Here is a 15,597-nt window from a genome sequence, read left to right as displayed (position 1 = left end):
GCGACGTCCTGTTCGCCATGCTGCGCGACGGCACCATTTACCAACCCAAGTCAGCCCCTAACGCTTGACGAAACACATAGGGGCACCCCCCGGTCAGGCCGTCGCCGCGCGCACCGCGTCGGCGATCGTCTCCGCATGGCGCACCGCATCGGCCGCCTGCCGTGCTTCGACCATCACGCGCAGCACGGGCTCCGTGCCCGATGCGCGGATCAGCACGCGGCCGCTGCCGGCGAGCGCGGCTTCGGCGGCATCGATCGCCGCACGAATCGACGCGCTGCCCTTCCAGTCGGCACCCGGTTTCATCCGCACGTTGATCAGCTTCTGCGGGAACAGCGTGACGCCGTCGAGCACCTGCGCAAGGGTGCGGCCGCTGCGCTTGAGCGCGGCCAGCACGAGCAGCGCCGACACGATGCCGTCGCCGGTCGAGTGCCGGTCGAGCGACAGGATGTGGCCCGACCCTTCCGCGCCGAGCTGCCAGCCGTGCTCGCGCAACTGCTCGAGCACGTAGCGGTCGCCGACCGCCGCACGGACGAACTTCACGCCCTCGCGCTGCAGCGCGACTTCGACGGCAAGGTTCGTCATCAGCGTGCCGACCGCGCCTTCGACCTTGCCGTCGGTCGCGATCCGGTCCTTCACGAGCACGTAGAGCAGCTCGTCGCCGTTGTACAGGCGACCGGTCGCGTCCACGACCTGCAGACGATCGGCGTCGCCGTCGAGCGCGATGCCGAGATCGGCATGGTTCGCCCGCACCGCGCGCACCAGCGCGTCGGGCGCGGTCGCGCCGACGCCGTCGTTGATGTTGAAGCCGTTCGGCGCGACGCCGATCGGAATCACGTCAGCGCCGAGCTCGTGGAACACGTGCGGCGCGATCTGGTACGCGGCGCCGTGCGCACAATCGATCACGAGCTTCAGCCCGCGCAGGTCGAACGCGGCCGGGAACGTGCTCTTGCAGAACTCGATGTAGCGGCCGGCTGCGTCGTCGAGGCGGCGGGCCTTGCCGAGGCCGTCCGACGGCGCGCATTCGAGCGGCTTGTCGAGCCACGCTTCGATCGCGGCCTCGGTGTCGTCGGGCAGCTTGTTGCCGTCAGCCGAGAAAAACTTGATCCCGTTGTCGTGATACGGGTTGTGCGACGCGCTGATCACGACACCGGCCGACAGACGCAGCGCCCGCGTCAGATACGCGACGCCGGGCGTCGGCATCGGGCCGGCCAGCATCACGTCGACGCCGGCCGCCGAGAATCCGGCCTCGAGCGCGGCTTCGAGCATGTAGCCCGATACGCGCGTGTCCTTGCCGATCAACACGGTCGGACGCGAGCCCGCCGCGACGTCGGCCGAGCCGGCCAGTACCTTGCCGGCCGCATAGCCGAGGCGCAACACGAAGTCCGGCGTGATGGGCGCTTCGCCCACCGTGCCGCGAATGCCGTCCGTGCCGAAATATCGACGTCCCATGGGGTCCTTCCTCCTTCGTCTTTCGTCTTTCGTCTTTCTGACTTGCTTATCGTTGCCGCGCGGCTGCGCGCACGGCATTCCATACTTTCAGCGCATCGACCGTCGCCGCGACGTCGTGCACGCGCACGATCGCGGCGCCCCGCTCGACCGCGCATAACGCGGCCGCCACGCTCGCCGCGACGCGCTCCATCGGCGGCTTGCCTCCGATCACCGCGCCGAGCATCGACTTGCGCGACATGCCCGCGAGAATCGGATAAGCGCGCCCGTCGGGCCGCGCGGGCGCCGTGTCCGGCAACGCGGCCAGCAGCGCATAGTTGTCGTCGACGACCGCCTTGCCGAACCCGAAACCGGGATCGACGCAGATCCGCTCCGCCGCCACCCCCGCGTCGCGCAACGCCTGCGCGCGCGCGGCGAGGAAATCGCGCACGTCGGTCACGACGTCGCCGTAGCCGGGCTCGCCGACCTGCATCGTCTGCGGCTCGCCGAGCATGTGCATCGCGCACAGACCGCTATTGCCGTCGCGCACCGCGTCGATCGCGCCCGGCTGGCGGAACCCCCAGATATCGTTGATCAGGTCCGCGCCGGCGGCCAGCGCCGCGCGCATCACGGCCGGCTTGTACGTATCGATCGACAGCGGCACGTTCAACGGCCGCAGCGCCTCGACGAGCGGAATCACGCGCGCGAGCTCCTCGTCGAGCGGCACCGGCGGCGCGCCGGGGCGCGTCGATTCGCCGCCGATGTCGATGAGGTCCACGCCGTCGGCGATCATCCGCTCGGCCTGGCGCAGCGCATCGTCGCGCGCGAGGAAGCGGCCGCCGTCGGAGAACGAATCGGGCGTGGCGTTGAGGATGCCCATCACGAGCGGGCGTTCGAACGTCAGTTCGAAGCGGCCGCACCGGAGCGGCGCGGGAATGAACGGGGACACTGCGGAATCGGACACGAGCAACGGGCGTGGATGAATGCAAAACGGGCCGGTGTGAAGCCACACCAGCCCGTGAACGGTGCTAAAGCGGAGATTATGCCGCCGGCGTCGCCGGCGCCGGCGCGCTGCCGGGCTTGACCTCGGCACTGCCGCCGCCCGACGAATCGCCGCCGACAGCCGGCGAGCTCTTCGGTGAGCGCGGCGGACGGCCTTCCATGATGTCGTTGATCTGATCGGCGTCGATCGTCTCCCACTCCATCAGCGCGGCCGTCATCGCCTCGACCTTGTCGCGGTTCTCCTCGAGCAGGCGACGCGCGAGGTTGTACTGATCGTCCAGCACGCGGCGGATTTCCGAGTCGACCTTCTGCTGCGTCGCTTCCGAGATCGTGCGCGTGAAGCCGCGGCCGAACGGCGACGCATCGTTCTCGTCGTCGACGTAAACCATCGGCCCGAGCGCGTCGGTCATGCCGAACCGCGCAACCATCGCACGCGCGGTCTGCGTGGCCTTGTTGAAGTCGTCCGATGCGCCGGTGCTGACCAGGTTCATGAACAACTCTTCGGCCACCCGGCCACCGAACAGGATCGCGAGGCGGTCGAGCAGATAATCCTTCGAATACGTCTCGTTGTCATGCTCCGGCAGCTGCCACGTGACGCCCAGTGCGCGACCGCGCGGGATGATCGTGACCTTGTGCACCGGGTCGGCCTTCGGCAGCAGCTTCGCGATCACCGCGTGACCCGACTCGTGGTACGCGGTGGCACGCTTCGCTTCCTCGCGGATCACCGCCGACTTGCGCTCCGGACCCATGAAGATCTTGTCCTTCGCGTCCTCGAAATCCTGCATCTCGACGATGCGCTTGCCGCGACGGGCGGCGAACAGCGCAGCTTCGTTCACGAGGTTCGCGAGATCGGCGCCCGAGAAGCCCGGCGTGCCGCGTGCGATGACCGCCGCGTCGACGTCGTTCGCGATCGGCACCTTGCGCAGGTGCACGCGCATGATCTGCTCGCGGCCGCGGATGTCCGGCAGGCCGACATAGACCTGGCGGTCGAAACGGCCCGGACGCAGCAGCGCCTTGTCGAGCACGTCGGAACGGTTGGTCGCGGCGATCACGATCACGCCCGAGTTCGCCTCGAAGCCGTCCATCTCGACCAGCATCTGGTTCAGCGTCTGTTCGCGCTCGTCGTTGCCGCCGCCCATGCCGGCGCCGCGATGACGGCCGACCGCGTCGATTTCGTCGATGAACACGATGCACGGCGCATGCTTCTTCGCCTGCTCGAACATATCGCGCACACGGGCCGCGCCGACGCCGACGAACATTTCGACGAAGTCCGAACCCGAGATGCTGAAGAACGGCACCTTCGCTTCACCCGCGATCGCGCGGGCCAGCAGCGTCTTGCCGGTACCCGGCGGGCCGACCAGCAGCACGCCGCGCGGAATGCGGCCGCCCAGTTTCTGGAATTTCTGCGGATCGCGCAGGAAGTCGACGAGCTCGGACACTTCTTCCTTCGCTTCGTCGCAGCCCGCGACGTCGGAGAAGTTCACCGCGTTGTTGTTCTCGTCGATCAGCCGCGCACGCGATTTCCCGAACGAGAATGCGCCGCCTTTGCCGCCTCCCTGCATCTGCCTCATCATGTAGAACCAGAACACGATGATCAGGATCGTCGGCCCGAGGTAGTACAGCGCGGACATCAGCGCGTTCGGCTCGTCGTCGGCCTTGCCGCTGACCTGCACGCCGTACTTCATCAGATCGCCGACCATCCAGATGTCGCCGGGCGACACGATCTGGTATTTCTGGCCATCAGCCGGAGTGACGGTGAGGTTGCGCCCCTGAACGATGACGTTCTTGACCTTGCCGTTCTTGGCGTCGTCCATGAACTGCGAATAGGACACGCCTTCCTGGACGCGGGGCTTGTCGAACTGCTTGAACACCGTAAACAGCACCAGTGCGATCACCAGCCACACCGCTGCCTTCGAAAACATATTGTTGTTCAAAGCACCACTCCTTCACTCGTAGACGAGCGCCTACATTTTCCTTGCGGCGCCCCTCGGTCATTCTAATCCAGTCCGACCACCCCTGCCATAAGCATTGACAACCGCCGCGATAGCGCTTCGCTTGTCCGGCAAGGGCCGGAGCCCGTTTGCGGCATCGCGTTCCGCATCAGCGCGGATGCTTCAGCTGCCGACCCAAAATGAACGTTTCGGACGATTTGTCGCGGGATGCCTTGGGCTTGCGCGGCGCGACAACCTTAAACTGCTGTTTGAACTTCTCGACGATCTGGCTGTAGCCGCTGCCGTGAAAGCACTTCACGAGCAGCGCACCGTCCGGCTTCAGATGGTTCTGCGCGAATTCGAGCGCCAGATCGCAGAGATGCTCGATGCGCGCCGCGTCCGCCGAGGCCACGCCGGAGAGGTTGGGGGCCATGTCCGAAATAACAAGGTCCACCGCGCGGCCTTCGAGCACTTCCTCGAGCTGGTGGAGGACGTCGTCCTCGCGGAAGTCGCCCTGCAGGAAGTGGACGTCGGCGATCGGCTCCATCGGCAGGATGTCGAGCGCAACGATCGTGCCGTCGATGCCGCCTTCGCGCTCCGCGTCGCGCTTCCTGCCCTGCGCGAGCTTGTTGCGGGCATACTGGCTCCAGCTGCCCGGCGTGGCGCCAAGATCGACGATCACCTGGCCCGGACGGATCAGCTTGTCCTGCTCGTCGATTTCCTTCAGCTTGTACGCGGCGCGCGCGCGATAGCCCTCCCGCTGCGCCATTTTGACGTACGGGTCGTTGATGTGGTCGTGCAGCCAGTGCTGGTTGAAGCGGTTTTTTGCCATTCGAGAGAGAGATTGCTGCCCATTGCTTCGTGAAGCCGCGCTTTTAGCGGATAATACGCGTCTTCTTCGCGCGGCTGCGGCCCCTTTTCAGGCCCAAGCCGCGATTTTACGTGGTTTCGGCGCACGGCTGACGCGGTAACGTCCCGCGATCGCTTTTCAGTCAGCGCGCCCTTATTTAGATTTCGACATTTCCATGCCCGCCCTTTCGCTTTCTCCCGCCGAGCGCTCCGCGCTGCGCTCCCAGGCCCATGCGCTCAAGCCCGTCGTGCTGATCGGCGCCGAAGGGCTGACCGACGCCGTGCTGAAGGAAATCAAGGTGCACCTCGACGCGCACCAGCTGATCAAGATCCGCGTGTTCGGCGACGAACGCGACGAACGCATCGCGATCTACGACGAGATCTGCGACCGCCTGAACGCGGCGCCGATCCAGCACATCGGCAAGCTGCTGGTGATCTGGAAGCCCGAGGCCGCGGTGGCGGCCCCGTCCCGCGGCCGGCGTGCCGGCGCGCTGCCGAGCGCGGCCGAAGCCGTCGACGACAAGAAAGGCCGTGCACCGCGCACCGTCAAGGTCGTCAAGGTGTCGCCGAACGCGAGCCCCGTGCGCCGCCCGAGGCCGGTCAAGGTCACGGTGCGCGGCAACGAACGCGTGACGGCAGGCGGCACCGTGAAGCGCGCGAAAAAGCGCCAGGCCAGCACGAAGCGGCCGTTCCAGGACAAGTAAAACGCCCGTGCGGCACGGATTCCCGTGCCGCCCTGCCCGTCGTCGCGCAACGCGCGGCGGCGCGGCGCTCAGGCGTCGCGCGCCGGCAGACGCCAGACCAGCATCAGCCCCAGCACGCTTTCGACGAGATAGAACACGCTCGACACGCCGTGCAGCATCCCGAAGCGGCCCGCATACGGCGAATTCGCGATATCGGTGCCCGCATCCATCGCGGCCACCCGCAGCGCGTTCATGAACGGCTGCAGCGCAAAATACCCGACCAGCACGCACACGACCATCGCGGCGACGATCCAGCGGACGCGGCGATATTCGGTGCTGCCGCGCCGCACCTGCTGATTCGACAATGCGAGCAGCAGCACGCCGCACACGACGCCGAGGATCGCCTCGATGCGGAACAGCTGGGCGGCGACCGAACCGGCCGTCATCCGCTCCAGCGTCTTGAACAGGACAGGCGCGACCGCATACCCGATCGTCAGCAGGCTGCCGACCCACACGGCCGACAGCAGACGGAACACGCGATGCGGCATCACGTCGCCCCGCTTCAGATGTAGCTGACCGAGATGATCTCGTACTCGCGCACGCCGCTCGGCGCCTGCACGGCCGCGACGTCGCCTTCGGACTTGCCGATCAGCGCGCGCGCGATCGGCGAGCTGACCGAGATCAGGCCGTGATCGATATCGGCTTCGTCGTCGCCGACGATCTGATACTTGACGGTGTCGCCCGATTCGAGATCCTCGAGTTCGACCGTCGCGGCGAACACCACGCGGCCATCGGCGTCGAGCACCGTGGGATCGATGATTTGCGCGGCGGACAGCTTGGATTCGAGTTCCGCGATGCGGCCCTCGATAAAGCCCTGCTTTTCCTTCGCGGCGTCGTATTCGGCGTTTTCGGACAGATCGCCCTGTGCGCGGGCCTCCGCGATCGCGTTGATCACGGCCGGCCGCTCGACGGACTTGAGGCGCTGCAATTCATCGCGCAGTTGCTCTGCGCCACGCTTTGTCAACGGAATGGTGCTCATAAACGGCTCAATCGCTAAAAACGGCTATAAAAAAAATCACCGCGATTAAGCGCGCTTCCGATGCACTGGAAACACCGCCTAATCGCGGCACGTGTTGCTTCGACAGGTAACTGACTGCTTAGTTTAGGCGAGCGTGAAGACCTTGTAAATCATAGACTTCCAGATCCTTCAGGTAGCGCAAGCCTTCGACGGCCGCGCGCGCGCCCGACATCGTCGTGTAGTACGTGACCTTGTGCGCCTGCGCGCTCATGCGGATCGAACGCGAATCGGCGATCGCCTGGCGCGTCTCGTCGACCGTCGTGAACACGAGCGCGATCTCGCCGTTCTTGATCATGTCGACGATGTGCGGACGGCCGTCCTTCACCTTGTTCACGACCTTCACCGGCACGCCGGCCGCTTCGATCGCGGCAGCCGTGCCCTTGGTCGCGACGATCGGGTAACCGAGGTCGTGCAGCATGCGCGCGACTTCGACGGCCTTCGGCTTGTCGGCGTCCATCACGGTCAAGAGCACCGTGCCCGACTCCGGCAGGCGCGAACCGGCCGCGAGCTGCGACTTGAACAGCGCTTCGCCGAACGTCTGGCCGACGCCCATCACTTCGCCGGTCGAACGCATTTCAGGCCCGAGGACCGGATCGACGGTCGGGAACTTGACGAACGGGAACACCGCTTCCTTCACGCTGAAGTACGGCGGCTCGACTTCCTTCGTCACGCCCTGCTGCGCGAGCTTCTGGCCGACCATCGCGCGCGCCGCGATCTTCGCGAGCGGCAGGCTGGTCGCCTTCGACACGTACGGCACCGTGCGCGATGCGCGCGGGTTCACTTCGAGCACGTAGATGATGTCCTGCTTCGACCCGTCGGCCTGCGGCACCTGCTGGATCGCGAACTGCACGTTCATCAGGCCGACCACGTTCAGCGCCTTCGCCATCGCGCCCGTCTGGCGCTTCAGCTCGGCCACGGTTTCCTTCGACAGCGAGTACGGCGGCAGCGAGCATGCCGAGTCGCCCGAGTGGACGCCCGCCTGCTCGATGTGCTCCATCACGCCGCCGATGAACACCGCTTCGCCGTCGCAGATGCAGTCGACGTCGCACTCGATCGCGTCGTTCAGGAAGCGGTCGAGCAGCACCGGCGAATCGTTCGACACCTTCACGGCCTCGCGCATGTAGCGCTCGAGGTCGCGCGGCTCGTGGACGATTTCCATCGCGCGGCCGCCGAGCACGTACGACGGACGCACGACCAGCGGGTAGCCGATTTCGTCGGCCAGCGCGAGCGCTTCGTCTTCGGCGCGGGCGGTGCGGTTCGGCGGCTGGCGCAGGCCGAGGTCCTGCAGCAGCTTCTGGAACCGTTCGCGGTCTTCGGCCGCGTCGATCATGTCCGGCGACGTGCCGACGATCGGCACGCCGTGCGCCTCGAGGTCGAGCGCGAGCTTCAGCGGCGTCTGGCCGCCGTACTGGACGATCACGCCGACCGGCTTTTCCTTGTCGACGATCTCGAGGACGTCTTCGAGCGTCAGCGGCTCGAAGTACAGGCGATCGGACGTGTCGTAGTCGGTCGACACCGTTTCCGGGTTGCAGTTGACCATGATCGTTTCATAGCCGTCCTCGCGCATCGCGAGCGCCGCGTGCACGCAGCAGTAGTCGAATTCGATACCCTGGCCGATCCGGTTCGGGCCGCCGCCCAGCACCATGATCTTCTTGTTCGTGGTCGGCTGCGCCTCGCACTCATCCTCGTAGGTCGAGTACATGTAGGCGGTTTTCGTCGCGAATTCGGCCGCGCACGTGTCGACGCGCTTGTAGACCGGGCGCACGTTCAGTTCCACGCGGCGGCGGCGCACGTCTTCCGGCGTCGCGCCGAGCAGTTTCGCGAGGCGGCGGTCGGAGAAGCCGCTCTGCTTCAGGTAGCGCAGCTCGTCGAACGTGAGCGACGCGAGCGTGCGGCCCGACAGCGCCTTCTCTTTCAGGATGATCTGCTCGATCTGCTCGAGGAACCACGGGTCGATCGCGGTTTCCGCGAAGATTTCCTCGGCCGTCATGCCGATGCGGAACGCATCGCCGACGTACCAGATGCGGTCCGGGCCCGGCTCGTGGATCTCGATCGCGATCTCGTCGCGGTTGGTCGACTTCTCGTCGAGGCCGTCGACACCGACTTCGAGGCCGCGCAGCGCCTTCTGGAACGATTCCTGGAACGTGCGGCCGATCGCCATCACTTCACCGACCGACTTCATCTGCGTGGTCAGGCGCGAATCGGCTTCGCGGAACTTCTCGAACGCGAATCGCGGGATCTTCGTGACGACGTAGTCGATCGTCGGCTCGAACGACGCCGGCGTCTGGCCGCCGGTGATTTCGTTCTTCAGCTCGTCGAGCGTGTAGCCGACCGCCAGCTTCGCGGCGACCTTCGCGATCGGGAAGCCGGTGGCCTTCGACGCGAGCGCCGACGAACGCGACACGCGCGGGTTCATCTCGATGACGACCATGCGGCCGTCCTTCGGGTTGATCGAGAACTGCACGTTCGAGCCGCCCGTGTCGACGCCGATCTCGCGCAGCACCGCGAGCGACGCGTTACGCAAGATCTGGTATTCCTTGTCGGTGAGCGTCTGTGCCGGCGCGACCGTGATCGAGTCGCCGGTGTGCACGCCCATCGGGTCGAGGTTTTCGATCGAGCACACGATGATGCAGTTGTCGGCGCGGTCGCGCACGACTTCCATCTCGTATTCCTTCCAGCCGAGCAGCGACTCTTCGATCAGCAACTCGCGCGTGGGCGACAGGTCGAGACCGCGCTTGCAGATCTCCTCGAACTCTTCGCGGTTGTACGCGATGCCGCCGCCCGAGCCGCCGAGCGTGAACGACGGACGGATCACGACCGGGTAGCCGCTGCCGCCGGTGAGCGCCATGATCTCGGCGTGCACCTGGGTCGCCTCTTCCATCGAATGCGCGACGCCCGACTTCGCGGAGCCGAGACCGATCTTGGTCATCGCATCCTTGAACTTCTGGCGGTCTTCGGCCTTGTCGATCGCTTCCGGCGACGCGCCGATCAGCTCGACGCCGAACTTCTCGAGCACGCCGTGGTGGTGCAGGTCGAGCGCGCAGTTCAGCGCGGTCTGGCCGCCCATCGTCGGCAGGATCGCGTCCGGGCGCTCCTTCTCGATGATGCGTGCGACGACTTCCCACGTGATCGGCTCGATGTAGGTCACGTCGGCCGTGTTCGGGTCGGTCATGATCGTCGCCGGGTTGCTGTTGACGAGAACGACCTTGTAGCCCTCCTCACGCAACGCCTTGCAAGCCTGCGCGCCCGAATAGTCGAACTCGCACGCCTGGCCGATGATGATCGGGCCGGCGCCGATGATGAGGATGCTCTTGATGTCTGTGCGTTTTGGCATGGCTTGTGAATTCAATAAGTAATCGTTGTCGTGGGTCGGCCGGCGGCGCTCAGCTCAGGGTCGCGAGCGCCAGCTTCACCGAGAAACCGATGAACAGGCCGCCCACGCTGCTCGCCGCGCCTGCCGCGAGCTTGCGGCGGCGGCGGAAGTGCTCGGCGAGCCGCGCGCCCGCGAAGATCAGCGTGCTCAGGTACAGGAAGCTCGCGCATTGCGCGATCGCCCCGAGCACGACGAACGACAGCGCGGGATGCGGGAATGCCGGGTCGACGAACTGGATGAAGAACGAGATGAAGAACAGGATGGCCTTCGGATTCAGCAGGCTCACGATCAACGCCTTGCGGAACGGACGTTCGCCGTCGACCGCCTGCGGCGCCTCGACCGGCGCATCGCCGCGCGCGCGCAGCTTGCTCCACGCGCTGCGCAGCATCCCGGTGCCGATGTACAGCAGGTACGCGGCGCCGCCGTACTTGACGACGGAGAACAGCAGCGGGTTCGCCTTCAGCAGTGACGCGACGCCCGCGGCCGACAGTATCATCAGCACGGTATCGCCGACGAACACGCCGCAGGCCGCGCGATAGCCGGCCTTCACGCCGCGCTGCGCGGCGAGCGACAGCACGTACATCGAGTTCGGCCCCGGCAGCAGGATGATGAAGATCACGCCGAACACGTAGGTCCAGATATCCGTGATGCCGAGTGCGTGGCCGAACATGATGCGAATCTCCGGTTCTTCGGTTGCGTCGATGACGTTAAGCGGTGCGCTGCTTCGCCGCGTCCATCAGCGCGGTGAAACGGTCGAACAGGTAGCCGATGTCGTGCGGGCCGGGCGACGCTTCCGGGTGGCCCTGGAAGCAGAACGCCGGCTTGTCGGTCAGCTCGAAGCCCTGCAGCGTGCCGTCGAACAGCGATACGTGCGTCACGCGCGCGTTGGCCGGCAGCGAATCGGCATCGACCGCGAAGCCGTGGTTCTGCGACGTGATCACGACACGGCCGTCGCCGAGATCCTTCACCGGATGGTTCGCGCCGTGGTGGCCCGTCTTCATCTTCAGCGTCTTCGCGCCGACCGCGAGGCCCATGATCTGGTGGCCGAGGCAGATGCCGAAGGTCGGCACGCCGCGCTCGATGAATGCCTTGGTGGCCGCGATCGCGTAATCGCACGGCTCCGGATCGCCGGGGCCGTTCGACAGAAAGACGCCGTCCGGATTCAGCGCGAGCGCATCTTCCGCACTGGCTTGAGCCGGCAGCACCGTCACGTGGCAGCCGCGCTCCGCGAGCATGCGCAGGATGTTGTACTTGACGCCGAAGTCGTACGCGACGACGCGGTACTTCGGCGACTCCTGCATGCCGTAGCCGCCTTCGAGACGCCATTCCGTCTGCTTCCACTCGAACGGCTTGGTGGTCGACACGACCTTCGCGAGATCCATGCCGGCAAGGCCCTCGAACGAGCGCGCGAGCTCGATTGCCTTCGCTTCGTCGTCGGAGCCCGTCAGGATGCAGCCGCTCTGCGCGCCCTTGTCGCGCAGGATGCGGGTCAGCTTGCGGGTGTCGATGCCGGCGATCGCGACGACGCCTTCGTCGCGCAGGTAATCGCCGAGCGTGCGGTCCATGCGGAAGTTCGATGCGAGCGTCGGCAGATCACGGATGATCAGGCCGGCGGCATGGACTTTCGTGGCTTCGACGTCTTCGGCGTTGACGCCGACGTTGCCGATATGCGGATAGGTGAGCGTGACGATCTGGCGCGAGTAGCTCGGATCAGTCAGGATTTCCTGATAGCCGGTGATCGCGGTATTGAACACGACTTCGCCGATCGTATGGCCTTCGGCCCCGATCGAATAACCACGAAAGACCGTGCCGTCGGCGAGTGCAAGCAAGGCGGGAGAAAAAGACGGCAACACGGGAGGCTCCTTGGGGAACACCCTGCTGCCGACCTGTTTACCCTGCCGCGCAAGCGCCGCGCTGCGTGGGCGCGCGCGGTCGCTAGCTGGACGCGGCCTGCGTTGTCGAGACGCGAACCCGGCGCGTGGCGCACGAGGCTTCGCGGCATCGCCCGGCAGGCGGCGTGCGGCGGATGAACGGGATGAATGAGGTAGGCGCTAGGGTGCGAGGTTGATCAGCACAAACTTTCAAATTATAGCCTGAAAATGGGCCTATCTTCAATGGATATGGCCATCCGATCGTGTGTGCGCCGCGTCCGGCGGCGCAGCGCACCGTGCTACGGCCCCGTTTCCGCGGCCGCCCTACCCGCCAGCGTACCGCCGGATCAGTGCGCTTGACCAGTCCCGCGCGCGGGCCACACGTACCACACCGCGCTCGCGAGCTGCAGCGCGAGCAGCACGCCCCACGCGGTGAAGTGCGCGGCCGCCGGATAACGGCCGTCGACCGCCGGCCAGTGCGACAGCACCGCGCCGACGCCGATCTGGAACGCAAAGATCAGCAGGAAGATCACGAGCGTGAGCGTGGTGTTCGCGCGGCCGATCAGATGGGCGGGAAAATGTCCGGCCATCACCGCGTAGGTCAGGATGCCCACGCCGCCAAACGTTCCATACGCGGCCCACAGCATCGCGGGCGACAACGGCACGCGCGCGACGATCGCGAGCTGCGTCGCGACGAACAGCGCCATGCCGATGCCGCAGGTGGCGTAAACCGACACGCCGCGCCGCTCGAGCACGCGCGCCGCCGCGCCAAAGCCAACGCAGCCGGCCATCATCGCGAAGCCGAGCACCGACACGAGGCGTGCGGCATGCGGCGCGTCGAACCCGCCGACATCGCGCAGATACGGCCCGACCCACAACGATTGCATCGCGTAGAACACGCCCTGCGTGACGACGGAGAACGACGCAATCTTCCAGAACGCGCGGCTCGTCAGGATGTGCCACGTGCCCTTGAACTGGCTGACGAGCCCGCCCTGGTGGCGCGCCTGCTGCGCGTCGGGCGCGCCGAAGCCGATCGACGCCGCGACGATCACCGTCAGCACCGCGAGGCCGAAACAGATCGCGCGCCAGCTCGCCCAGCCGAGCAGCCAGGTCAGCGGCGAGCCGACCATCACGCCGCCGAGGCCGCCCACGGCCATCACGAGGCCATTGACGAGCGGCAGCCGGCCGACCGGGAAATGCTGCGCGAGCGCCTTGAACGCCGCGCCGAGACACACCGACACGCCGACACCAATCAGCAGCCGGCCGACCATCATCATGCCGATGCCGTGCGCCGCGCCGAACACGGCCGCGCCGGCCGCCGCGAACAGCAGCATGCCGGCCGTCACACGGCGCGGGCCGAAGTGGTCGAGCATCACGCCGGCCGGAATCTGCGCGCCCGCGAAGCCGAGGAAATACAGGCTGGTGAGCAGGCCGAGATCGGCGGCCGACAGCCCGAGCTCGTGCGTGACGAACGGCGCGAAGCCCAGATTGACGCCGCGAAACACGTACGACACGAAATACCCGACCGAAAACAGCGCGAGCACCCTCACCTGCACCGACGACATCGCTTCTCCTTGTTGGATGAAGACGCGCGACGCAGCGCCGACGCGCCGCGCACAAACGAAAACGCCGTCACCTCGGTGACGGCGTTTCGTCGAATTCGTCGGATGATAGCGCAATCGTCCGGGCCTCACCGGCCGCTGCGTCGCGCGCGACGGCCGCGCTTACTTCTTCTTGCCCTTGTGCGCGGCGGTCTTGGCCGGCGCGGCTTTCACAGGAGCGGCAGCCTTCGCCGACTTCGCCGACGACTTGGCGACGCTGCGCTTGCCACCATGCGACTTGCCGCCCACCGCCAGGCTCGCGCGCTCGATGTGCGCACCGGCGGCTGAGGTCGCGATCCGCTCCGGACCGGGTTCCGCCGGCACCGAACGGCCGACCGGCACGTGCAGCACGAGCGCCTGGCCCGGCATCACGAGATCGCGGTGCGTACGGTTCCACGCCTTCAACTGGCCGACCGACACGCCGTAGCGGCCGGCGAGCGCCGCCATCGACTGCTTGCGACGCACGCGGATCAGCATCTTGCGCGTATCGGGAACGTCCGGCTCCATCGCGAGCGCGCCGTTTTCGGCGACGTCGGCGCTGATGTCCTCGTCGTCGTCATCGCCGCGCGGCACGACGATCGTCGAGCCCGGCTTCAGGCGCATGCCGGCCGGAATCTTGTTGACCGACATCAGCGTATCGGCGTCGACGCCGATCTTCTCGGCGATCGCGGCCGGGCGCGCACGCTCGCTGACCGTGTAGGTGGTCCACGACGACAGCTGGCCGTTGTAGGCTTTCAGGCTCTTCTCGAACGCGGACGCGTTGTCGAACGGCAGCAGGATCTGCGGCTCGGTCGCGCCGAGGATCACGGGCTTCGAGAACGACGGGTTCAGCGAGCGGAATTCGTCGAGCGGCAGGTTCGCGAGCTTCGCGGCCACCGCCACGTCGATGTCGCGCGACGTCGTGACCGTCACGAAATACGGATGGTTCGGGATATCGGGCAGCGCGAGGCCGTACTGCTGCGGGCTCGCGATGATGTTCTTCACCGCCTGCAGCTTCGGCACGTAGTTGCGCGTCTCGTTCGGCATCCGCAGGCTCTGGTAGTCGGTCGGCAGGCCGGCCGCCTGATTGCGCGCGATCGCGCGCTGCACGTTGCCTTCGCCCCAGTTGTACGCGGCCAGCGCCAGATACCAGTCGCCGAACATGTCGTGCAGGCGGGACAGGTAGTCGAGCGCGGCGCTCGTCGACGCGAGCACGTCGCGGCGCTCGTCCTGCCACATGTTGCGCTTCAGGTTGTACGTGCGGCCGGTGCCGGGCATGAACTGCCACATGCCTGCCGCCTTCGCGACCGACAGCGCCTGCGGGTTGTACGCGGACTCGATGAACGGCAGCAGCGCGAGCTCGGTCGGCATGTGACGCGCCTCGAGTTCCTCGACGATGTGGTACAGGTACTTCTGCGAGCGCTCGGTCATGCGCTGCACGTAATCGGGACGCTGCGTATACCAGGTCGTCTGCATGTCGACCAGATCGCTCTGCAGGTCGGGCATCTGGAAGCCGCGGCGGATGCGCGCCCAGAGATCGGAGTCTGCCGTGGTCAGGTCGCCGACGGATTGCTTGTCGACGTCGACAGTTTCTTTGGCGGTGGCTGATTTACGGAGGTAGTTGGACGTCGCCTGCGGATCGGCGGCGGTGTTGGCGACAGGGGGCTGGCTCGCACAAGCGGCGAGTAGCAGCACCACCATCGCACTCAATATAAGTCGCATGAAAATCTCTGCTTCCGACGGCTGGAAATTGCAGGCGATACTACGGAAGTGCGTGCTTCACGTCAATAAAAACACCGAAAACT

At 66.3% G+C, this 15,597-nt stretch carries 12 protein-coding genes; 1 reads left to right on the top strand and 11 read right to left on the bottom strand.

Features of this window, described 5'->3' with window-relative positions:
* Positions 1 to 93 precede the first annotated feature (93 nt).
* The 4 genes from glmM to HWX76_RS28110 form a co-directional block, all read right to left on the bottom strand.
* On the bottom strand, positions 94 to 1,449 hold the full coding sequence (gene glmM / locus HWX76_RS28125; protein ID WP_124557397.1) for a phosphoglucosamine mutase: 1,356 nt from the start codon (positions 1,447 to 1,449) through the stop codon (positions 94 to 96).
* Positions 1,450 to 1,495: 46 nt separating this feature from the next.
* Positions 1,496 to 2,437 carry a dihydropteroate synthase gene (gene folP / locus HWX76_RS28120; protein ID WP_176016676.1) on the bottom strand — a complete coding sequence of 314 codons (942 nt, stop codon included), beginning with the start codon at positions 2,435 to 2,437 and terminating at the stop codon, positions 1,496 to 1,498.
* Positions 2,438 to 2,465: 28 nt separating this feature from the next.
* Positions 2,466 to 4,361 (bottom strand): ATP-dependent zinc metalloprotease FtsH, encoded by a 1,896-nt coding sequence (ftsH, locus tag HWX76_RS28115; protein ID WP_050015209.1) that lies wholly within the window; start codon positions 4,359 to 4,361, stop codon positions 2,466 to 2,468.
* A gap of 166 nt (positions 4,362 to 4,527) precedes the next feature.
* On the bottom strand, positions 4,528 to 5,190 hold the full coding sequence (locus HWX76_RS28110; RefSeq protein WP_050015207.1) for an RlmE family RNA methyltransferase: 663 nt from the start codon (positions 5,188 to 5,190) through the stop codon (positions 4,528 to 4,530).
* Positions 5,191 to 5,383: 193 nt separating this feature from the next.
* Between HWX76_RS28110 and HWX76_RS28105 the strand changes: the two genes are divergently transcribed.
* The gene (locus tag HWX76_RS28105; protein ID WP_089467132.1) at positions 5,384 to 5,911 is read left to right on the top strand and encodes a YhbY family RNA-binding protein; all 528 of its coding nucleotides are present in this window, start codon (positions 5,384 to 5,386) and stop codon (positions 5,909 to 5,911) included.
* A 68-nt stretch (positions 5,912 to 5,979) separates the two neighbouring features.
* Here HWX76_RS28105 and HWX76_RS28100 read toward each other — a convergent pair whose 3' ends face one another.
* The 7 genes from HWX76_RS28100 to HWX76_RS28070 form a co-directional block, all read right to left on the bottom strand.
* Positions 5,980 to 6,438, bottom strand: a complete 459-nt coding sequence (locus HWX76_RS28100) for a DUF4149 domain-containing protein (protein WP_124654796.1) — start codon at positions 6,436 to 6,438, stop codon at positions 5,980 to 5,982.
* Positions 6,439 to 6,452: 14 nt separating this feature from the next.
* On the bottom strand, positions 6,453 to 6,929 hold the full coding sequence (gene greA / locus HWX76_RS28095; RefSeq protein WP_006476345.1) for a transcription elongation factor GreA: 477 nt from the start codon (positions 6,927 to 6,929) through the stop codon (positions 6,453 to 6,455).
* Positions 6,930 to 7,047: 118 nt separating this feature from the next.
* A complete protein-coding gene (gene carB, locus HWX76_RS28090; RefSeq protein ID WP_050015201.1) occupies positions 7,048 to 10,302 on the bottom strand; it encodes a carbamoyl-phosphate synthase large subunit in 3,255 nt (1,084 codons plus the stop codon).
* A gap of 49 nt (positions 10,303 to 10,351) precedes the next feature.
* Positions 10,352 to 11,011 (bottom strand): leucine efflux protein LeuE, encoded by a 660-nt coding sequence (gene leuE, locus HWX76_RS28085; protein WP_176016675.1) that lies wholly within the window; start codon positions 11,009 to 11,011, stop codon positions 10,352 to 10,354.
* 37 nt (positions 11,012 to 11,048) lie between these two features.
* Positions 11,049 to 12,194: a glutamine-hydrolyzing carbamoyl-phosphate synthase small subunit gene (gene carA, locus HWX76_RS28080; protein ID WP_050015197.1), complete on the bottom strand. Its 1,146-nt coding sequence runs from the start codon at positions 12,192 to 12,194 to the stop codon at positions 11,049 to 11,051.
* A gap of 365 nt (positions 12,195 to 12,559) precedes the next feature.
* The gene (locus tag HWX76_RS28075; protein ID WP_176016674.1) at positions 12,560 to 13,777 is read right to left on the bottom strand and encodes an MFS transporter; all 1,218 of its coding nucleotides are present in this window, start codon (positions 13,775 to 13,777) and stop codon (positions 12,560 to 12,562) included.
* 159 nt (positions 13,778 to 13,936) lie between these two features.
* Entirely contained in the window at positions 13,937 to 15,514 is a 1,578-nt protein-coding gene (locus HWX76_RS28070) for a transglycosylase SLT domain-containing protein (RefSeq protein ID WP_050015195.1), read from the bottom strand.
* Between the last annotated feature and the right edge of the window lie 83 nt (positions 15,515 to 15,597).

This window comes from Burkholderia sp. BCC0398 (genome assembly GCF_902833245.1).
Lineage (GTDB): Bacteria > Pseudomonadota > Gammaproteobacteria > Burkholderiales > Burkholderiaceae > Burkholderia > Burkholderia sola.
The sequence above is the reverse complement of the archived record's forward strand: the minus strand, read 5'-3'. Positions and strand labels throughout refer to the sequence as shown.